This is a genomic window from Acinetobacter sp. V91_7, assembly GCF_031799075.1.
GTDB classification, from domain to species: domain Bacteria; phylum Pseudomonadota; class Gammaproteobacteria; order Pseudomonadales; family Moraxellaceae; genus Acinetobacter; species Acinetobacter calcoaceticus.
In genome coordinates this window covers 45,797-66,334 of record NZ_JAVQNT010000039.1, presented here as the reverse complement: position 1 = coordinate 66,334, position 20,538 = coordinate 45,797, and the positions used below count along the sequence as shown (strand labels likewise).

The window sequence follows — 20,538 nt, the reverse complement described above, 5'->3', positions numbered from 1 at the left end:
GCGCTGTTAAAGATCCCTTCTGCTGAACCGGAGAAAACATTCTCGTCATTGGTCAGGGTGTGATAGAGGCTATAGTTCAAAATGGCTGCGTTTAAGGGCTTCATTTTTAGTAAATGAGGACTGGTAATCTGCTGGCCATTTAAGTCAACTGAATAATCCGCCAACATGTTCGATGGAACTTGTAAGTTTAGAGCCTGTTCATTCTCTAAATATTTAAACTGAATTCCTTTTAGCTCGTTAATACACACCCATTGACTATCTGGAGTGTGTTCATCCATTTTTACCCTTAAAACTTTTAAGTCACGAGCACGAATATATATCTTTCCATCTTGATCTTGGCGTACCGATATTAAATCTGTTGAAATATTCGAGTTAATAGAAATCTTTAAGAAAAGCTGTGTGTAAGCCTTATCAGAACTGAATATCTGATGTGAAGAGTTTGTAACTTCCGGAATACTTGGTAAAGCAATATTGGTGTTATCTTGCAATGATTCAGCAAAAGCATGAATCGGCAAGTACATAACACATAAGGCACTTACGAGATATTTCATATGTGCCTCTTTAAAGAGATGTTTGCTTACCGTTAATATTCAATGAAATATTATATTTATGATCCGCTTGAAATTTAAAATCAGGGCTAATATTAAAATTTCTTGCTTTGCCAGCAAGAATATAACCATTCACCGTATTTACTTTAATGGCATAGCTTTTATTTTCTGTTACATCAACAAGTGTTAAATTATTTAAAAGTGCATGTCGATTGCCAACATTGCTAATCATAAGAGAAGAATTATTTTGTTCTTGTTGTATCGACCAAGTAAGTTTAGTAATTGCATCTTTATTTACGACAAATAGAGGCAATGACGAACGTAGTAGTACGTTAATCCCTTGATCCGCTTTACGGTTATCAATCGGTTTTGGTAGTTCATCAATAATAATACGGTATGTTTGCTCACCAGAAACTGGTGCTGGATTAATTCTAACTACACGTAAATTATAAGAATCATTAGGTTGTAATTTTAAAAATGGGGGGCTAACTGCGATCTCATCTGTAGGTATTAATTGATCTTGCCCAGCATTTTGGCGCCATTCAAATACACGCACCTGCAAATCAGTGCTTTCATTTGACTGGTTATATAAACTGATTGAGGACGCCGATTGATCATTTAATATTTCAATACTTACAGGCGAAAGACGAATTGATGCAGCGTTCAGCATACTAGGCAAAAATAACAATAAACTTGTAGTAACAAAGATATTTTTTCTCATGATTTGCCCAGAACTACTTTTCTCAAATTAGGCTAGCTCTCTCAATCAAGAGCTAGCAATGACACAATAAAACTTATTAAAAATTAATAAGTCACTGTTACAGTTACAGTGTCAACATAGCTACCTGCGCTTGGCAAAGTTGAGCCAGCAGGGATACGACCATAGACGTTAACTGCTTGTGGCGCACCAGTACCAGTTCCACTATATGCAGTAGTTGAAATACCAATTGCTGTTGCACGGTTAGTGTCAGAGAAGAGGTTGTAAGGAATAAATTCGTTGCTTGTTGCACCACCAATCATACGACGTTGGGTAGTTTGAGCATTTTTGCCGGCATCAAAAGCCAAAGTCCATGGCACAGTGTTATTACATAAAACTTTGATGGCAGTACCACCTGTCGTTGTAGTGTCTGCATCGACGTTGCTAGCAAGAGAACTTAAAGTACCAAAATCTAAAACTGCGTTAGCTGTTGTACCTGTAGCTGAAGTATTCAATACACAGCTATTTGTAATTGTTGCTTTAACAGTTAAGGTGCCTGTTGCTGTTGCAGCATTTGCGGCAGTGATAGACATTAAACCCATAGCAATTGCTGGTAAACAAATGAGAGACTTTTTCATGGTAAAAAACCTTTTTTACATTACGCCAATAAAATTAATAGATGTAAAAACTAGCCTTCCCCATCACAATCACTAGCTTTTCTGATTGTTTTTTCAAAGCGTTATTTTTTTACTCTACTGACCGCGCATAATACAAAAAAACAACAAAAATACTAACATAAGTTTCATTTTAAATATCAATTAATAATTCAACTTCTGATGAATTTCTCAATTAGAAGAATTTTTATGGTTTATCACACTTTTTATATCAATTTTCGATACTTCTATTCAGCTTTTGTTAGTTTTACTAAAAAAATGATAGCTTTTCATTAGTTAAAATTTACCATAACTTTTAGTCTTTTATAATTTTTTAACCATTGGTCAAAAAAACAAGAACAAAAAGTAAGCTGCTGATTGTTCTATATATTTTAAATGAATAAGAAAATAATATTTTATGAATAAGAAATCTAAGTAACTTATAACAGTTTTAGGTTTTTTAGTAATTAAAACCACTTTTCACCTATCAAAAGAAGTTAGCGTTAGCTTAACTATTTCTAAAAATTAGATGAAAAAATAAGCCAAGAAATCCACCAACCATAGCAAAACCTAACTGCATATAGGCTTTGCCATACCAAGCCAGTTTCCTAAATTGATAGTCTGCACTGCTAGAGTTGATGACAAACATATTCCTCATATCCCAACTATGAAATCCTTTAGGTCTTTCAGCAAAAAAATCTAGAATAGGCGTAAACCCTAAAACAAATAAAATCCCCAGTAAGGGATAAAAGATATATCCCGGAAAGATAGGATTATTCTTTCGTTCCATATAATCAAATGTTATAGCAGTAGCGACTAATAAACTTTGTATTAGAGTTACCTTTTTGAAAGTATCCAGATCAAAACCTAAATAGAACATTAAAGTTAAGAAAAAGACTCCAGTTAGAAGAATAGAGCATATTAATAATTTCCAATTCATTTCAGTCCTTAAATATTCTTAGATCTTATACAATTATAGTAATGGCTATTGAAAAGATTATTTCATTTTATCTATATTAGCAAACAACAGTTAAATAGCACAGTATTGAGAATTCCAAAATATAAAATAACATTCAAATAGTTTTCTTATTTTTAAATAAATCTAAATTTACATTTAGTTTATATATAGCTTTTTAGAAGTTAATTTAACAAAATATATTTTTCAGTATAACTAAACATTAAAAAAACCATTAACTTTATAATTAAAAATTTAATAACTTACCTTAACTCTAATAGCTTCAGATTAAATATTATTTATAGTCAAAATACTTTCTATTTAAAAATATATTTCTAAACCGAGCGAACCTTTGAATGTACTCTTTTTTACCCCCTAAAACTAACAATTCCATACTTGTAGTTTTACTTGCTTCTTGGCAAGGTATGTGCCAGTAAAACATTAGGAATTTGTTCCAATATGGCGAGTCCAGCACAAATCATTCGACATAAATTTCTCAATACATTCTTTTCACGTCATTCTCTTTGGTTCTTATGTATTTTTACTGCACTCAGCATTACATGGTTTCGCACCGTATATACCCCTCATAGTATCTATTATTTTATTTCAGATACTCTACTTAACAGTTTATGGGTACTCACGGGTGCACTAAGCCTATTAGGCCTTTATGATGTTTTGCAGAATAAACATTCAATTTTAAGAAACTACCCAATTATGGGGCATTTCCGTTTTTTGTTTGAAGATATACGCCCAGAAATTCGTCAATACTTTATTGAAGCGGATCAAGATGCTCTGCCCTTTTCTCGTATGCAAAGAAGTCTAGTTTATCAACGCGCTAAAAATGAAAATGCAGATAAACCTTTTGGTTCAATCATTGACGTTTATCAAGAAAACTATCGCTTTATTGTTCACTCAATAAGCCCTTGCCCACCAGCAGATCCAAAGAGTTTCCGTATTCAGGTTGGTAATGCTCAATGCCTTCAACCCTATAGCGCGTCAATCATGAACATTTCTGCCATGAGCTTTGGTAGTTTAAGTGCCAACGCAATTCGTGCGTTAAATAAAGGTGCACAGTTAGGTGGGTTTTATCATGATACTGGCGAAGGTAGTTTAAGCCCTTACCATCTAGAAAATGGCGGTGATATTGTTTGGCAAATTGCCAGTGGTTATTTTGGGTGCCGTACCGTAGATGGTAAATTTGACGAGCAAAAGTTTGCCAAACAATCTCAATTACCACAAATCAAGATGATTGAACTGAAGCTTTCCCAAGGTGCTAAACCAGGCCACGGCGGTATTTTACCTAAACATAAAATTACCGCAGAAATTGCCGAAATCCGCGGCGTTTCTCGCGATCATGATTGTATTTCTCCTGCAAAGCATTCTAGCTTTTCTACCCCAATTGAAATGATGCATTTCTTACAGAAGTTGCGCACATTATCTGGCGGTAAACCAGTTGGTTTTAAACTGTGTATTGGTCAACCTTGGCAATTTATGAGTATTGTTAAAGCAATGCTTGAAACCAAAATTGTTCCTGACTTTATTGTGGTTGATGGTTCTGAAGGCGGTACAGGTGCAGCACCAATTGAGTTTAGCGATAATATTGGTACACCATTACGTGAAGGCTTGCGCTTTATTCATAACACGCTTGTCGGTGCAGGACTAAGAGATCAAGTTAAGATTGGTGCGAGTGGTAAAATTATTAGTGCATTCGATATCGCCAGTACTTTTGCACTAGGTGCAGATTGGGTTAACTCGGCACGTGGTTTCATGTTTGCTGTTGGGTGTATTCAGGCACAAAGCTGTCACACCAACCAGTGCCCTGTAGGTGTTGCAACCCAAGATAAAGACCGTCAAAAAGCAATTGATGTACCAACTAAATCAGAACGGGTATTTAATTTTCATAAAAATACCTTGCATGCATTATCTGAAATGATTGCTGCCGCTGGTTTACGTCATCCTTCAGATATTAAAGCCCATCATTTGGCTCAGCGAGTAAATGATCGTGAAATTAAGAACTATGCTCAATTGCATTTTTTCTTAAAAGAAGGTGAACTTTTACAATCTGAACTTAATAATGACGATGATAATTTTTATTATCGGATGTGGAATATGGCTGATGCCAATCATTTCTAATTTATATTAATCCTATAATTTGAGCATTACATTTATAGTGTGATGCTCTTCCATAATTAAAACTAATATGTGATTTTTGATTAAATCTCACTCTCTTTTTAATTTGTATTTAATAGATTTTTCACCTAATATAAAAGTATAAATAATGTACAAATTTTAATTTTATTTAATAAAAACTTTTTAATGCTTATAACAAGAAGGTATTTCATCATGTTGAAAAAAACATTCATCTCTTCTTTTGTTGCAATGACTGTAGGCTTAAGTAGCTATGCTGTTGCTTGTACACGTGCCGTATATTTAGGTAATAACCAACATATTATTACTGCTCGCTCAATGGACTGGAAGGTTGATACAGGTACCAACTTATGGATTATGCCAAGCGGGGTTACCCGTGATGGTAGTGCAGGCTCCAACTCAATAAAATGGACGTCTAAATATGGAAGTGTGATTGCTACAGGTTATGAAGTTTCCACAACAGATGGTATGAATGAAGCTGGATTGGTTGCCAATATTTTATGGTTAGTAGAATCTCAATATCCAGATGTAGAAAAATCTAATAAACCATTACTAAGCATTGCTGCTTGGGCACAATATGTGCTCGATAATTTTGCAACTGTAGATGAGGCTGTCAAAGCCTTAGAAAAAGAACCTTACACCATTGTTACCGATAATGTTCCGGGCGAATCACGACTCACTACCCTACATTTATCCATTTCTGATAAAACAGGTGATAGTGCAATTATTGAATATATTGGTGGAAAGCAGATTATTCACCATAGTCGCAACTATCAAGTCATGACTAACTCACCTACTTTCGATAAGCAACTCGCACTTGCCGAATATTGGAAACAAATTGGTGGAACGATCATGCTTCCTGGTACAAACCGAGCATCTGATCGCTTTGCACGCGCATCATTTTATATTAATGCAATTCCTAAAAATGATGATAGTAAACAGGCTCAAGCCTCTGTATTTAGTGTGATTCGAAATGCGTCTGTTCCCTATGGACTAAATACTCAAGAAGAACCTAATATCTCTTCGACTCGTTGGCGAACTGTGGCCGATCATAAGCAGCTGCTCTATTTTTTCGAGTCTGCCCTATCACCAAATGTGTTTTGGGTTGACTTAAAAAAGATTAATTTTAAAGATGGTAAAACGCGTAGACTTGATTTAGGGCCCGATCAAAGTCATATCTATGCAGGTGATGCCACTTCTTCCTTTAAAATTGCAAAACCATTTGTATTTTTAAGCCCAACTACACGTTAATTTATGTCAAAATTATTGGCCTTAACATAAATAATATTAAACATACTATCTTGGAATTTATATGATGAAGAAATCTCTACTTTTATTGGGTTCTTGTCTACTTACAACGGCTTGCAGCACCAAACAATTTGGTACAGATAAAGCAACAGCTCCTACAGTAGTAAAGACAGCTGGTCAGCTCAACTGTTTACCAACTGAATTATGTCCTAGCTTACTCGTTAAATGGAACGAGAATCAAAAAGATCAGCTGCGTGTAGATGTTCATTTAAGTAGTAGTTATAACTTTTATGATATTAACGAGTTAATATTTGATATTGATAGCAAAAGATTTACTTATCAGCCCGCTCAAGCGACTGAAAAAACGAATGTAAGTCGATTAGTGCCTAAACATTCAACAACTTTCTTTATTATTCCAAGCCAATTCTTACAAGAGTTTAAAAATGCTCAAAATGTAAACGTTTTAATAAAAACGGATAAAGGAACGATTGAACGCAATATGTATAGTCCACAAAAGCAATCTTCAGTTTATAAGAACTTCATGCAGCTTTACCAAAATTCAAAATAAGGCACATAGATTAAGTCATGCATCTATCCAAAATTATTGGATAGATGCATTATTTTTTAATAATAAAAATGTTTTGGTTTCGCATGTAAAAAGGCTGGAATCAATCCTGTTAAAGCCGCACGTATATCTGCACGTTCATTAATTAATTGATGTGAACCTTCTTCGAGCATTAGTAGCGTTTGAAGCCTAAATTTACGACGAATAAATTCAATGTTGTAACGCCAGTCAACCGTTTGATCGAGAGCACCTTGTGCAAGCCAGACAGGGATACGGCAAGCGGGCCGTTCTTCCATTTCTTGCATCCATTTTGACATTGCCAAAATCCAGTCCATCCCCATCATCCGAGGTTGCAACGGATCTTTTAAGCGAATAAAGCGTAAGAATTCAGGATTATGATTATTACGTCTAAAGTGTCTTGGTACTTGACGCTTAATACGGCGAATAATGCCTAACCCGACCGGATTATGCCACCATGCTGTTTTTGCAGGGCGAATCAAAGGAGAAAGTAATAAGACTCTATCTACAATCGGATCTTGGCGTTTTTCAGCATATTCCAATAAATGATGCATCCAAATTGCCCCGCCCGTGCTTTGCCCAATTCCAACCCAAGGTTTAGGCAACTGATCTGCATGTTTCACATATTGATAAACAGCCATCAAAACTTGTTGATAGTGATCAAAATTTTGAATGCTTGCCGGTGAACCATTACTGAGGCCATGACCAGGTAAGTCATAGGTAATAACACTAAAGCCTTGTTCAAGAATTTCACGAATGATTGGCTGATAAATACCGCTATGCTCAAGATAGCCATGTAGCAAACAGACGGTACCTTGTATTTTGTCTATTTTAGGTTTGAAAACCTGCACATGTAAGCGAAATAAAGGCATTTGAACATAGCCTTGCCAATGGTCACATTCAAGTAAATGTAAGCCATACAACTTGCGATAGGCCAGTAAATCGCGAGATGGTTCTTCTAGTGTATTTAAATTGAGTGGACTTAAAACCTGTGGTGTGAGATCACGGTTCGGGACCGGTAAATCTAATTGTTTTAATACAGCAGGATTGAGAAACGGGATATCTGACATTAAGGTACCTCTCGACAATCGCTTGAACCAAACAACATGTCGCGAATTGTCGCAAGTAATTCATAATTCGCACGGCGGCTATGATCGTAATTTTGCACACTTGGTTGCCAGCGTGTAAGTGGTGTTGGCATTGGAGCTACAACAGGAATCGTTTCTATACCATTTAAGGCAAATAGTCGACGTGTACGCGGCATATGATATTCATCAGTAACCAACATAACCGTCGGAGCGCCTCCTTTCTTCTGAAGCAACAGAGAGCTAAATCGTGTATTTTCACATGTATTCATACTACGTTTTTCTAATAGTTTTGCTTCCACACCGCGCTCTTTTAACCAAGTTTGCATATAAGGCGCTTCAACACCGCTAAGCACAATAGGAAGATGACTTTGTTTTTCAATTTCTAAAGTTTTTTCCAAGCGTAAGCGGGTGTAGCCATTAACCACAATATCTTTACCATTTTTATCTAAGGTTAATCCGCCACCCAATACAACAATTGCATAAGGTTCTGATAACTTTTTAGACTGGACTGGTATTGGGTTTTTACGGACATACTCAATTTTCTGTTCAGGTTCACTGACAGCTTTTTGATGCTCTGGTACTTCAGGCTTTCTTGCCAAGAACTCTGTATATTGTTCTGTAAGTGCCTTATTTTCAGAGCTACTAATCAAAAGTGACTCGTCAACTGGGCTGCTTGCTTCATCTGCCGCATCAATTTCTGAGTTTCTAACCACTAAAGGAACCGTTACGGAAGCGGCTGCTTCTGAATCTTGTTCCTTTTCTTCTAAAAGAATAATTTGCTGCAAAGCTTTATAGTTTTCTTGAAGATAGGTCAGATCTGTTGTCTTTTTTTCACGTAAAGCTTTTTCAGTCAGCTTTAAATATGCTTGACGAGCAATCCATAGATTTGAGCCTGGTTCTAAATTGTCATGCTCACTTAATGCAGCCTGTCTCTGGCTTTCAGCAGCGACTTGATTAACATCAACCGGTACAAAATAATTAAGTCCAGCTACAATTAATTTTGAATAAAACGGCGAATATAAAAAAACCACGAAACAGCCCAATAGTAAAAATAGCGCGGTGACTACTTGTACTAAACGTACCATTAAGTGTACTTGAGGCATAAAACTATTCCGTATGATTTTCAATTAAACCTAAACTGTTATAAAGCACAGGCTCTGGTTCTAACATAATATGGAAACGCTGATCAACATCATGTTGTACAGCCTGATAAGTTTTCTTTACATCAGTAAGAGATGCATTGGCATAATTCACCAAAACCAATGCCTGTTTGTGAAACATACCCACCATATCAAGTTGTTTACCTTTCCAACCCACCTGATCAATTAACCATCCTGCTGCAATTTTAACGTTTCCACTGGCTTGAGGATAATGTGGAATTGTTGAGAATTGTGTGACTAAACGCTCAAATTCCTGAGGATTAACTATCGGATTTTTAAAGAAACTTCCCACATTTGGATATTCTTTTGGATCAGGGAGTTTACTTTGACGAATATGAATGACTTGATTTTGTAAGTTCTCGGCAGTCTGATTATCTCCAACTGCTTGCTTCAAATCACCATAGTTAAGCTTTAAATGGGGATGTTTAAGCAATTTAAAAGTCACATGCGTAATGATGTAACGGTTCGGATTATCTTTAAAAATGCTATGACGATAGGCGAAATGGCAGTCTGCTTCTAAAATTGTCTGAGTTTCTTTTAATTTACGGTCATATACTTGTACCGACTCAATAAACTCACCTACTTCTACCCCATAAGCACCAATATTTTGTACTGGTGAAGCACCGACTAAGCCAGGAATAAGTGCAAGATTTTGCAAGCCAAACCAATTTTGCTGAGTACTGTATAAAACGAAATCATGCCAGACTTGGCCTGCACCGACATTAACTCGAACGAAATCATCATCGTTCGATAAAACTTCGATACCTTGAATATCTAGATGAATAACCAACGCATTGATCTGTTGCGGCAGTAGCATATTGCTACCGCCCGATAGTACAAGTACATTTAAATTATGCTGCTCAGCAAAACCCAAAGCATCCTCAATATCCTGAATAGTTTGAACTTTTGTGTAGTGAGACGCTGTTGCATCTAAACTCAAAGTATTGAATGGCTTAAGCTGTACATGATTTTGAATTTGCATTGTATTGAAAAACCTACTCTTAAACATTCAATTGTTTTTTAAAATATTAATCCACGCCAAACTACTGGACTCGCATTGATTGAGTACACGTTCAAAGCCCTCAGCTCTGCCATAATAAGGGTCAGGTAAGGCTTGCTGTGGATATTCAGGATCATGCTCGCTCATTAAAGCTACTTTTGCACGAATTTGATGAGTTCCAAACTGAGAAACCGCGCTTTGTAGCATGTCATGAATATCATCAAAGTTTTGATGATCCATTGCCAAAATTAAATCAAACTCTAAAAAGTCTTGAGTTGAAAGCTGTCTTGCTCGTAAAGAAGATAAGTCATAGCCTCTTTTTTTAGCGTGCAGCTGACTACGCTGATCTGGTGCTTTATTTGGATGATAATTACTCGTTCCAGCAGAATCGACAAATATATTGAGTTGATGTGCATCACAATAATGTCTAAAAACCACTTCAGCCGTGGGAGAACGGCAAATATTTCCTAAACAGACACATAACACCTTATATTGTGTTTCCATTAGAAATTACTTCCAAATATTTGAATTACATAGAAATAAATATGGTGCATGAAAAATCCTAACAAAACTATAAATTATTGTCAGAATTGAATTGACCATTGTGACGTGTTGCATTTTGTCAAAACTCACATGGCTTGAAAAGGAAAATAATGTTTATCAATAGATTAAAAGTTGATAAATCAGTCGACAAACGATCTGATCTTCTAATTTTCAAGAAAATAATAAAGCCCTCATCAGAGGGCTTTTACACAAAGGAATAACTTTTTTATATTATTTTTTTCTGTTCATTTCACTTTTTATTTAGATGTAAAAAAGCCCAATATTATGGGCTTTTTAGTAAAACTAGGATAAAAATCATTTATTTTTAAAAAGTTTATCCGTCATTTTTCTATCAACTTTACTACGATGTCCATTTTCAAAGTATCGATCAACATGGCATAGTTTTGTTTTGGTATCACAGAACACACCATTTGAGAGTGTGAATGCTGAAGTATCAAAGTCGCCTTGAGAGAATGCTCTGTTCGCTTTGTTAGTTCCTAAGTATTTGGCTGTAAGTTTTTTAGATACTCCTTTCTTGTCAGCGCAGATATATTTGTCACAAATTACACCATTTTTAGGTGAATAGACGCTAGAGCTGGTTTTCGCCATTGCTACTGAGCTAAGCATTAAACAAGAACATCCAATAAGACTAAGTACAGTTTTAGAAATTTTCACTTTTGAACCGAATAAAATTATAAATTGTTAGGCCATTATATGAATTAGTAACCTTCAGGAAAATCTACCGAACAGTATAAATAACAAAAAGCCCACCTTTCGATGGGTTTTTAAATAACTGCGGATCTCCGCCTACCTTCCCTCTCCTACCATATGAAAGTAGTGCTTATCTCATACAACACTCAACATAATCACTTCAGAACTACTTTATTTTAAAGTGTCTTATGCTAAGTTACTTAAAGATTGAATCCTAAAGAACCCTTCTACAATAATGTTCAAAAATAAGGAAATAACGTATATGAGCCATTTTCAATTTCAAACCGTTCCAAATATCATCTCAGGCTTAGGCTCTATACAAGAATTAAAGAATGTTTTGTCATCAAAAGCTTGCCGTAAGTTATTACTCATCACCGATGCAGGCATGATCAAAAATCAATTACATCTACCCATCATTCAAATTTTAGATACCCTCAATATTGAACATGTCATTTATGCGGATGTTCAGGCTGACCCACCAGAACAAGTGGTATTAGATGCAGCTAATTATGCAAAACAGCAAAATGTAGATGCCATTATTGGTTTTGGCGGTGGTAGTTCTTTAGATGTTGCAAAAGTAATTGCCTTGCTCGCACACCCCGACCAGACTCAAAGTTTGCAAGATATGTATGGCGTAAATCAGGTAACCACAGCTCGTCTTCCGCTTATCTTAATTCCCACTACAGCTGGTACAGGCTCGGAAGTCACTCCAATTTCAATTGTGACCACGGGCGAGACAACAAAAATGGGGATTGTCTCTCCGGTACTGTATGCAGATACCGCTATTTTGGATGCAACATTTACTGAAAATTTACCAGCTCACATTACTGCTGCAACAGGTATTGATGCGATGGTGCATGCCATTGAGGCATATACCTCTAAGCATAAAAAGAATATTTATACTGATATTTTAGCCAAAAATGCTTTGAAGTTACTGAACCATAACTTACCGAAAGTTCTTAAAAACGGTAATGACCTAGAAGCAAGGCAAAACATGCTGTTCGCCTCGATGCTTGCAGGTCAAGCATTTGCAAATTCACCCGTTGCCGCTGTACATGCTTTAGCTTACCCACTTGGCGGACATTTTCATTTATCGCATGGCCACACCAATGCCTTAGTGTTGGTTGAAGTATTAAAATTTAATGCACCAAATGCAAAAAAATACTATGCGGAACTGATGCAATGGCTAGATCCATATAGCAATGGCAGCACTGATGGTTTGTGTGATCTGTTTATTGACCATATGCAGAATCATTTAGATCGTAGTGGTTTGGTCTTAAAACTTAGAGATTTGGATATTGAAGAGTCTAGTCTACCTAAGCTTGCTCAAGATGCCATGCTACAAACTCGCTTGCTACAAAATAACCCTCGTGACATGACAGAAGCTGCTGCTTTGGCAATTTATCAGGCGATTCATTAATGACTAAACCAGTTTTAAAAACTCGCGATCAATTTAAGTTCTTTTTAGATATTCAAACGCGCTGGGCAGATAACGATATCTATGGTCATGTGAATAATGTGACTTACTATAGCTATTTTGATACGGCAGCAAATGCTTTGCTCATTCAAAAAACAGGTTTTAATATTCATCAATCACAATCAATTGGCTTAGTGGTCGATTCAGCTTGTAGTTTTTTTCAGGAATTATCTTTTCCCGAAATTATTCAGGTAGGTGTTGCGATTGGTAAAATCGGTAACACTTCACTGCGCTATGAACTGGCCATCTTTAAACAAGGCCAAGAGCAAGCTTCAGCTCAAGGACATTTTGTGCATGTCTTTGTTGATCGCGAAACGCGTAAGACTGTTCCAATTTCTGAGTCTACTCGTGACGTTTTAGAGAAATTTTTATTATAAAAAATGAGGCAAAAAGAAAATACGTTGTTCTTTTTGCCTCTTCATTATTTAGATCATCACAGGATCACTAAAAGAGTCCTTACCCGTTTCAACCCGACCAGCAAAGCGTCGGTAATAAGACACATCACTTTGGCATGTGATTTCAAAATCGTACCAATACCCTACGTCAGCCAAAGCCCAGTGCTGCTTAATGACTTGTCCCGCTTTTACGGTAAGTTGTAATGGAGCATCCTGTCGGTATGCGCATGGTTTTACCGTTAATATTGCATCCTTGGTTCCTTCATTCATGAGTTCTACATAGACATCACCATTCGCGATGTCATAACACACTCGAATTTCAGGTTTAATTCCACTATCGACAATACGTTGAGTATCTCCTTTAAAATGACGATGATAACCATTTGGGCCTAACACCCATAAATCATAGCGACCTAAGTTATCTTTTAAAGCATCCCATTCATCATCTAAGGTTTTATTCGGCTCTACAATATAACGCTTTGGAATACGGTCTAGATTGAGCTTGTCATACACATGGAAAACCGCCGCTTGCTGACCTGTATTAGAGAAAATCAATTGCACCTTTCCATCCGCTTTACAACGCGCACTGGTATGCAACTCATAAGGCAATGCTCGTGACAGACGTATACCACTTTGCTGAATCGGTAACTTGCTATCTGTTGGTACTGGAACAGCAGGTAAGGCCTCTTGATTTTCTCTTAATTCATCTGCCTGTAAACGTGTTTGCTTTCCATTGAGCTGCGGTAAAACATCAGCATTTGGAGTTTTAAAATTAAATGCGCTGGTTAAATCACCACACACCGCACGGCGGTATGGACTAATATTTGGCTCTTTTACACCAAATCGTTTTTCTAAAAACATCAGCACGGACGTATGGTCAAAAACTTGCGAGTTGACCCAACCACCACGGCTCCATGGAGAAATCACATATAATGGAACACGAGGCCCTGGCCCATAAACACGCCCATCAGGTGTAGGCTGAGAATGGCTACCCTCTGGTGCAGCATGATCAAAATATTCATCCTGCATATCGGCACTGCTTAATGTTGATTTCCCTGCGTATTGACCATTTGTAAGTCGAGATGGCGCAGATGGTGATGGTACGTGGTCAAAATAGCCATCATTTTCATCAAAATTGATAATCAGTGCTGTTTTACTCCAAACCTCTGGCACAGCAGTTAATGCATCAATAATTTCTTGAATAAACCACGCCCCTTGAACTGGGCTTGAAGGGTCTGGATGTTCACAGTAAATTGACGGCGCATTAATCCAAGAGACTTGCGGCAATTTTCCTTCACGAATGTCTCGTTTAAAAGCGTCGAGGTATTCTTCTGGTTTATTGCCTGGTAAAGTATTTGCGATGCCCTTATATAATGGATTTTTGGGATTATCAGTCGCAGCTTCATAAGCTTTATACGGTAATTTTTGTCCCGTGTCGGCATATGGTTTGTTCGGTTCACCACCACTTGCAACTGGATAGCCAGATGCGATATTTGCCTTTCTAAATGAGCGGAATGCACCAAGCATATTATCACCCCATTCATCTGGCATATTTTGATAACAAATCCAGTTTACTCCTGCTTCTTCCAAACGCTCGGCATAGGTCTTCCACGTATAACCACGATCTGCTGTAGCTGGATTACCATCAATCCAGTCCCATTCATTATTTACAAATGATCGTTTGGTTGGTGTTGCCCCATTCGTGCCTGTTAAGTGAAAAGACCGATTCGCATCTGTTCCAGTGTGCATAGAGCAATGATAGGCATCACAAATCGTAAATGCATTTGCAAGCGCAAACTGATATGGAATTTCTTTTTCTTTAAAATAACCCATGGATATATCAGTTTTATGGGCTGGCCAATTCGCCATACGCCCATTGTCCCATGCTAACTGACTGTCATTCCACGTATGAGGCGTGCCATCTGCTCGCTGTGCATTATTGGCTGTACCATCTAAATGAAATGGCGTTAAAACTTGCCCATTACTTCTGAGTTGCTCCCATACACGGCGGCCACTCGGTAGAGGAATCGTAAAACGATCAGCAAAACCTCGAACGCCTTTTAATGTTCCAAAATAATGGTCAAAAGATCGGTTTTCCTGCATTAAAATAATAACCTGTTCGACATCCTGAATGGTGCCAGTTTTATTGTTTGCAGGAATTGCCAAAGCTTTTTGAATACTAGATGGGAAAGCCGCCAATGCCGCAGCACCAAAGCCCATATTTAAAGAGTAATTTAAAAATTTACGACGTGTAATCATGATCAGGTTCTTTTTATTATTTAAGTTTATGGAGCGCAGCGCATTACAGGCTTTTTACCTGTGTCTGGTGCATTTGAATTATCATTTGATGAGTCGTTACAGCCACTCAGCAAAAGTGCGCTGATCAATAAAAAATATGAATATTTAAAAGAAGTTATTCCTGCGTATTGCCTTTTCATGTCTATGTACAATCCATTTAAAATCTAAAATGGCTAACATAGAAAAGTACAATGACAGTGACGTGACCTGAATGTTTCAATCCCGTGAAAAAGCATGGAATTGTATAATTTCCATGCTCATCACAGGGCTAAAAAGTTAAGGCTTTAATTGAATATTTTGTAATTCGCCATCAAAGGTCTCTATGAGGCTTTTAATGACTGGCTGTTGTTGTAATAACTCAGCTGCTCTTTGAAAGGCTTTTTCTTTACGCGCACTTTGAATGATATATGGTGTAGCCGTATTTACAGCACCATATTCAACTGTAAATTGAGTATCAGGCCATTGCTCATTTAATGCATCAATAAGACCTTGTTGTAATTGAGTCAACATATTTTCATATTCTTGAGGAATATGGAAAACTGTATTGCCACCAATTTGACCTGTCATCACGCCATGCTGAGCAAGCTCTTGAACGGCTGGAGACAGTTGACTAGTTCTAAACCAATATTCCCATTTTGCTAGTGTCCACTCACCTTCTAAGGTTTGCATGGTTAGCTTCAAAATGTCTTGAGGCATAAGCTGCCCGTTATCAGTTGCACTAACTTCTTTTACAACTTCAATCTTCTCAATCGCCTCTGGGGTTTCCACCAGTAACGGTTGCTCGACAACAGATTCTAAGGCTAAATCATTAGCAATAGGCATATCTTGGGCAAGTGGAAAATCAGCGCTAGGTGCTTCAAATAAACCTATAGGCTCAGCAGTAAAAGCTGGTTCAGGTTCAATATTTTTAGCGATGGTTTCAGCCTGAACTTGTACTGACTTTTGTTCTGGTAGCGGAATGAAATCTTCCTCCAGAACATTACTTGTCTCTTGAACAGACGCTGACTCAAATCCGATTAACTCATGATGATTTGGGTCAAATACCATTAAGTCCTGATTAGACTGAGGTTCAGGTTCAGGTTCAGGTTCAGGTTCAGGTTCAGGTTCAGGTTCAGGTTCAACCATAGCGGGTTGGCTAATAACTTCAACTGGCTGCACAGCACTTACAGGAGCAATATCTTCAGCTGTTTGCTGAACTTGATGATTCACTACAACTTGCTGATTTTGTTGAACTGGCTCTGACACTACAATTTCATTTGGCGTTAGAGGACGGAACGCTAATAAGCGTAAAACGCACATTTCAAAACCTTGTTCTTGCGTCACGGCAAGTTGTAGGTCAGATCGTCCTTTACATGCAATCTGGTAATAAAGCTGTAAATCTTGAGCAGAAATCAGCTTGGACAGTTGCATGATTTTGCGATTGATTTCATCGCTATATTTCAAACTCAAATCAGGCAGATATTGCAAAATTGCCAATTCATGCAATGTCGAAATCAACTGATCAAGTACAAGTGAAACATCGAGCGCTTGATGTCTAAATTGTAATAAAAGCTGACTAACTTTTTCACGTTGGTTCTGATGAATCGCTAAAATCAAATCATAAATAATGGTGCGGTCAATTAGACCGAGCATTTCTTTAACATCTTGATGCTGTACAGCACCCTGACCATAGGCAATTGCCTGATCTGTTAAAGATAATGCATCACGCAATGAACCTTGAGCAGACTCGGCAATTTGCCAAATTGCATCTTGGTCAGAAACAATCTGTTCTTTTTCAAGAATAGTGCCAAGATGCTTTGTAATTTCATCGACAGCTAAAGGGCGCAATGTAAATTGCAAACAACGTGAAATTACCGTAATTGGCAGCTTTTGTGGATCAGTCGTTGCAAATAAAAATTTAACGTGTTCTGGTGGTTCTTCTAATGTTTTTAATAACGCATTAAAGGAATGCGTAGATAACATATGTACTTCGTCAATCAGATAAACTTTAAAACGACCTTGCGTTGGCGCATATGGAACGTTGTCTAAAAGTTCACGCGTATCTTCTACTTTTGTTCTTGAAGCAGCATCAATTTCAATCAGGTCAATAAAACGGCCTTCGTTTACCGCTTTACAAGTTGCACAGACTTCACATGGTGTAGAGGTCACACCTGTTTCACAGTTTAAACACTTGGCTAAAATACGTGCAATTGTGGTCTTCCCCACACCACGCGTTCCTGTAAATAAATAAGCATGGTGTAGACGACCGCGTTCCAATGCACTGCTTAATGCACGAGAAACATGGTTTTGCCCCACTAACTCATTGAAATTACGTGGACGGTATTTTCTAGCAAGTACTTGATACATGTATGCTCCTTGTTACAGGCATAAGCATACTTTGTTTTTAAAAGAGAGTGAACGCATAAAGCTCATATCCGTACAGATAAACTGCGAACTATACTCTTTTCTCATCGGAACCATTTATTTGACTAAGGGTGATCATGATGTAACTCCTGATCAGTGACTCCGTCATCCATCGTTTGTACTAGTCCAACCCCATCTTTAATTTCAGCCGAATAATTTCCTTTCTCGGTAAAAATTTGCATGATCGTATAGTGGTCTTTTTGACTTTGGGTGATGGTAAAGAAATTCTGATTTGGATCTCCCTGATCAAATTTCCCAGTCCACCGAACAATATCTTGATCAACAGGTTCAATCTCTTCAATTTTTCCTGTGCGGTTAATTCCATATTCCAACATTTGAAACTTAACCGTATCACCCACTTTTTTCAGTTCAATCACGTTTGGATCATACTTAATCACCATACCTTGTCCATTTTTAATTAATGGAAAATTAACATTAGAAGGCAGCTGATCCTTTTCTATCTCATTAAAAACAATTTGTTGCTTAGATAATCTTTCTTTCTCTGACGGACTCAGATTCATTGTATTTTGACGAGCAAGACCATTCTGACCTTCAACTCGCTTTAAGCTAACTTCACTTTTCAGGCTATCTGCAGATGACGTTAAAGCAGAAGAACTTTGCTGTGAAAATGCGAGCCAGATGAGAACTGCTAGCGCTAAACAAGCGATAGCAGTTCCTATTAACAATTTATTTTTTTTCATTATTTACAGCTAAAAAATAGAGATTAGTTATATAGAGAAATTTTCTGTGCATTTAGGTTAATGACACTCACCGCATCAATTTTTCCGTCCTCACCCAAACGGACACCATATTTAGGGTTGTATAAGTATGGGCTAGAGTAAAAATTAATATTATTACCACCCATCGCAGTACTTCCTAAAGGATGAGCAAAGCCTGAACCAATATTGGTTGAACCATTATGGTATAGACCAATATTATGCCCCACCTCATGACGCATCGCAGCAAAAGAACAACCTGCAATATCATTTGCACCAATCATGTTATATGAAGATGCATTAATCCATGCCCAGCCACAACCACCATCGCCTGGTTCATTGCCTTGATAATAGACGCCATCAGCCAATACGCGTTTACGCTCATTTTGTACGGTCGTGTCATCACGTCCAAAAGAAATCGCTTCTTTTAAAGTTGCAGCAGGTATTTTATAAGTTAAATAGCCCACATCTCTTAAATAAAAACGTGCATTCGAATTTTCAGCAGTTAAATTCGTTAAATTGACACCTTCAATCATTCTAAGTTTTGCAGCACTTTCACCTAAAATTGAATTTACTTCTGGACTAGAAACCAACAACATATCAATTGTATAGCTATCTACTGACCAGCCTTGAGCAGTGTAAATAAAACGGCGATTTTCACCATTTTTAATTGCTGTAGACAAACCATTGGCAGCATTAATATAGGTATCAGCCGATGCATTTGACGCAATAGCCACCTTATCCCCGACTTGAGCTTTAACTGGTAGTTGCAAGGTTGGCTGCCAATTTGAGGTAGAAAGTTTTACCTTTAAAGCGGGTTGAGTCATATTCGGTAAAATTGCAGGAATTGTTGCCGATGAATCAATCACCTTCGTTGGTGAAGAGATCAGCTGCCAATATCCTTTATCACTGACATACATAAACTCATATTGATCGCCTGTTTTTAGCGTTAAAGTCGCTTGGCTATTAATATTGGTATTATTAATTTTTGCAGACCAAGTCGCCGTAGATTTAATAACAATTCTATCCCGATCATTTGCAGTCGCTGGTAGAGTGAAATTGGATACCCAGTTCCCATCCCCAAATGAAACTTCTGTAAGTGGACTATTTACAACTGCTAAAGATGTTCCAATTTGCTGAACATTTAACTTCTGCGGTTTAATATATTCTGGCACCCATTTCCCTAAAGCCGAATAATATTTAAACCAATATTCAGATCCATTTTTTAATGAGAAACTGCTCGGGAATAGTAAATTTGTTTTATCAATATCCGAGCTTGCACTTGCTGTAGAAACAACTTGTACAGTTGTTCCATCACGTACATCACTCGGTAATGCAATGGTTTGTGCCCATTTGTCATTTTGAATGAGTACTTTTTGTATGGATGCAGTTGTTAACGGTACAACCTCATAGTTAGCACCATTCGTAGGACTCACTGTCGCCAACTGAGCAATCCATTTATTTTGAGCGGTATTAAAGATGAATTGGTAAACATCCCCGCTATTTATCTTCAACACTTCTAACGGAATATTCGTATTAGAAGTATCTAAATAACTACTATAAGCCGCACTAGAGCGAATTGTAATTTTGTCTAAATTATTGGCACTTGCTGGTAAAGAGAGATTTTTGACCCAATTCCCATTTGCTAAAGAAAATTCTAAATCTGAATAACCAGATGGAATTGATCCACTATTATTATTCTGATTGGGTGAAAGTACAGTTGCGGCATATACAAGTGAAGATGCAACAATTGCTCCGATAATGAATGATGTTTTTAATTTTAAATTCACAGCAGCCTCTTTTATTTGTTTTTAGATTTTTCGAATAGCAGATTAACAAACCATTTTTTTATAGTCAATTTTCGATCAATTAATTTTTTATTAAATTTCAATTACATGATCACTGAATCATTTTG

The 20,538-nt window shown here is 37.1% G+C and carries 17 protein-coding genes and 1 pseudogene; 5 read left to right on the top strand and 13 right to left on the bottom strand.

Annotated elements, in window-relative coordinates; genetic code table 11:
* From RMB03_RS12865 to RMB03_RS12850, 4 genes and pseudogenes are all read right to left on the bottom strand, one after another.
* Window positions 1-521, bottom strand: a pseudogene (locus tag RMB03_RS12865) (fimbrial biogenesis outer membrane usher protein); the annotation flags it as partial.
* Between the two features lie 40 nt (window positions 522-561).
* Window positions 562-1,269: a molecular chaperone gene (locus RMB03_RS12860; RefSeq protein ID WP_042893980.1), complete on the bottom strand. Its 708-nt coding sequence runs from the start codon at window positions 1,267-1,269 to the stop codon at window positions 562-564.
* Between the two features lie 83 nt (window positions 1,270-1,352).
* Complete coding sequence (locus RMB03_RS12855) at window positions 1,353-1,883, bottom strand: spore coat U domain-containing protein (RefSeq protein WP_017392181.1); 531 nt, start codon at window positions 1,881-1,883, stop codon at window positions 1,353-1,355.
* A 523-nt stretch (window positions 1,884-2,406) separates the two neighbouring features.
* Entirely contained in the window at window positions 2,407-2,838 is a 432-nt protein-coding gene (locus RMB03_RS12850) for a hypothetical protein (RefSeq protein ID WP_075431450.1), read from the bottom strand.
* Between the two features lie 474 nt (window positions 2,839-3,312).
* On the opposite strand from RMB03_RS12850, the gene RMB03_RS12845 reads away from it, so the two are divergent.
* The 3 genes from RMB03_RS12845 to RMB03_RS12835 all read left to right on the top strand — a co-directional run bounded on the left by RMB03_RS12845 (window position 3,313) and on the right by RMB03_RS12835 (window position 6,817).
* Complete coding sequence (locus RMB03_RS12845) at window positions 3,313-4,986, top strand: FMN-binding glutamate synthase family protein (protein WP_311076530.1); 1,674 nt, start codon at window positions 3,313-3,315, stop codon at window positions 4,984-4,986.
* Window positions 4,987-5,196: 210 nt separating this feature from the next.
* Window positions 5,197-6,252: a linear amide C-N hydrolase gene (locus RMB03_RS12840; protein ID WP_311076529.1), complete on the top strand. Its 1,056-nt coding sequence runs from the start codon at window positions 5,197-5,199 to the stop codon at window positions 6,250-6,252.
* A gap of 61 nt (window positions 6,253-6,313) precedes the next feature.
* A complete protein-coding gene (locus RMB03_RS12835; RefSeq protein ID WP_311076528.1) occupies window positions 6,314-6,817 on the top strand; it encodes a hypothetical protein in 504 nt (167 codons plus the stop codon).
* 56 nt (window positions 6,818-6,873) lie between these two features.
* On the opposite strand, the gene RMB03_RS12830 is transcribed toward RMB03_RS12835, so the two are convergent.
* The 5 genes from RMB03_RS12830 to RMB03_RS12810 all read right to left on the bottom strand — a co-directional run bounded on the left by RMB03_RS12830 (window position 6,874) and on the right by RMB03_RS12810 (window position 11,250).
* Window positions 6,874-7,902: an alpha/beta hydrolase gene (locus RMB03_RS12830; RefSeq protein WP_005039886.1), complete on the bottom strand. Its 1,029-nt coding sequence runs from the start codon at window positions 7,900-7,902 to the stop codon at window positions 6,874-6,876.
* On the bottom strand, window positions 7,902-9,023 hold the full coding sequence (locus RMB03_RS12825; RefSeq protein WP_311076527.1) for a YdcF family protein: 1,122 nt from the start codon (window positions 9,021-9,023) through the stop codon (window positions 7,902-7,904). The genes RMB03_RS12830 and RMB03_RS12825 overlap by 1 nt, the downstream gene beginning before the upstream one ends.
* A 4-nt stretch (window positions 9,024-9,027) precedes the next feature.
* On the bottom strand, window positions 9,028-10,062 hold the full coding sequence (gene murB / locus RMB03_RS12820; RefSeq protein ID WP_311076526.1) for a UDP-N-acetylmuramate dehydrogenase: 1,035 nt from the start codon (window positions 10,060-10,062) through the stop codon (window positions 9,028-9,030).
* A 27-nt stretch (window positions 10,063-10,089) separates the two neighbouring features.
* Window positions 10,090-10,584, bottom strand: coding sequence for a low molecular weight protein-tyrosine-phosphatase (locus tag RMB03_RS12815; protein WP_311076525.1), 495 nt, complete (start codon window positions 10,582-10,584; stop codon window positions 10,090-10,092).
* 354 nt (window positions 10,585-10,938) lie between these two features.
* Window positions 10,939-11,250, bottom strand: coding sequence for a YcgJ family protein (locus RMB03_RS12810; RefSeq protein WP_198495575.1), 312 nt, complete (start codon window positions 11,248-11,250; stop codon window positions 10,939-10,941).
* Between the two features lie 346 nt (window positions 11,251-11,596).
* On the opposite strand from RMB03_RS12810, the gene RMB03_RS12805 reads away from it, so the two are divergent.
* Both RMB03_RS12805 and RMB03_RS12800 read left to right on the top strand, forming a co-directional pair.
* Complete coding sequence (locus RMB03_RS12805) at window positions 11,597-12,754, top strand: iron-containing alcohol dehydrogenase (protein ID WP_311076524.1); 1,158 nt, start codon at window positions 11,597-11,599, stop codon at window positions 12,752-12,754.
* The gene (locus tag RMB03_RS12800) at window positions 12,754-13,188 is read left to right on the top strand and encodes a thioesterase family protein (protein ID WP_311076523.1); all 435 of its coding nucleotides are present in this window, start codon (window positions 12,754-12,756) and stop codon (window positions 13,186-13,188) included. The genes RMB03_RS12805 and RMB03_RS12800 overlap by 1 nt, the downstream gene beginning before the upstream one ends.
* A gap of 48 nt (window positions 13,189-13,236) precedes the next feature.
* Here the strand turns inward: RMB03_RS12800 and RMB03_RS12795 are convergent, their stop codons facing one another.
* The 4 genes from RMB03_RS12795 to cpaA form a co-directional block, all read right to left on the bottom strand.
* Window positions 13,237-15,465: a phosphocholine-specific phospholipase C gene (locus tag RMB03_RS12795; protein WP_311076522.1), complete on the bottom strand. Its 2,229-nt coding sequence runs from the start codon at window positions 15,463-15,465 to the stop codon at window positions 13,237-13,239.
* Between the two features lie 315 nt (window positions 15,466-15,780).
* A complete protein-coding gene (locus tag RMB03_RS12790; RefSeq protein ID WP_311076521.1) occupies window positions 15,781-17,850 on the bottom strand; it encodes a DNA polymerase III subunit gamma/tau in 2,070 nt (689 codons plus the stop codon).
* Window positions 17,851-17,972: 122 nt separating this feature from the next.
* A complete protein-coding gene (gene cpaB / locus RMB03_RS12785) occupies window positions 17,973-18,608 on the bottom strand; it encodes a metalloprotease secretion chaperone CpaB (protein WP_311076518.1) in 636 nt (211 codons plus the stop codon).
* A gap of 23 nt (window positions 18,609-18,631) precedes the next feature.
* A complete protein-coding gene (gene cpaA, locus RMB03_RS12780; protein ID WP_311076516.1) occupies window positions 18,632-20,413 on the bottom strand; it encodes a metalloendopeptidase CpaA in 1,782 nt (593 codons plus the stop codon).
* Window positions 20,414-20,538: the final 125 nt, after the last annotated feature.

Bases quoted from the DNA above. Each gene is read 5' to 3' on its own strand.
- RMB03_RS12790 (WP_311076521.1), bottom strand. From the start codon at position 17,850: ATGTATCAAGTACTTGCTAGAAAATACCGTCCACGTAATTTCAATGAG.
- RMB03_RS12860 (WP_042893980.1), bottom strand. From the start codon at position 1,269: ATGAGAAAAAATATCTTTGTTACTACAAGTTTATTGTTATTTTTGCCT.
- RMB03_RS12840 (WP_311076529.1), top strand. From the start codon at position 5,197: ATGTTGAAAAAAACATTCATCTCTTCTTTTGTTGCAATGACTGTAGGC.
- RMB03_RS12855 (WP_017392181.1), bottom strand. From the start codon at position 1,883: ATGAAAAAGTCTCTCATTTGTTTACCAGCAATTGCTATGGGTTTAATG.
- RMB03_RS12825 (WP_311076527.1), bottom strand. From the start codon at position 9,023: ATGCCTCAAGTACACTTAATGGTACGTTTAGTACAAGTAGTCACCGCG.
- RMB03_RS12805 (WP_311076524.1), top strand. From the start codon at position 11,597: ATGAGCCATTTTCAATTTCAAACCGTTCCAAATATCATCTCAGGCTTA.
- cpaB (WP_311076518.1), bottom strand. From the start codon at position 18,608: ATGAAAAAAAATAAATTGTTAATAGGAACTGCTATCGCTTGTTTAGCG.
- RMB03_RS12810 (WP_198495575.1), bottom strand. From the start codon at position 11,250: ATGCTTAGCTCAGTAGCAATGGCGAAAACCAGCTCTAGCGTCTATTCA.
- RMB03_RS12800 (WP_311076523.1), top strand. From the start codon at position 12,754: ATGACTAAACCAGTTTTAAAAACTCGCGATCAATTTAAGTTCTTTTTA.
- murB (WP_311076526.1), bottom strand. From the start codon at position 10,062: ATGCAAATTCAAAATCATGTACAGCTTAAGCCATTCAATACTTTGAGT.
- RMB03_RS12850 (WP_075431450.1), bottom strand. From the start codon at position 2,838: ATGAATTGGAAATTATTAATATGCTCTATTCTTCTAACTGGAGTCTTT.
- RMB03_RS12830 (WP_005039886.1), bottom strand. From the start codon at position 7,902: ATGTCAGATATCCCGTTTCTCAATCCTGCTGTATTAAAACAATTAGAT.
- RMB03_RS12835 (WP_311076528.1), top strand. From the start codon at position 6,314: ATGATGAAGAAATCTCTACTTTTATTGGGTTCTTGTCTACTTACAACG.
- RMB03_RS12795 (WP_311076522.1), bottom strand. From the start codon at position 15,465: ATGATTACACGTCGTAAATTTTTAAATTACTCTTTAAATATGGGCTTT.
- RMB03_RS12845 (WP_311076530.1), top strand. From the start codon at position 3,313: ATGGCGAGTCCAGCACAAATCATTCGACATAAATTTCTCAATACATTC.
- RMB03_RS12815 (WP_311076525.1), bottom strand. From the start codon at position 10,584: ATGGAAACACAATATAAGGTGTTATGTGTCTGTTTAGGAAATATTTGC.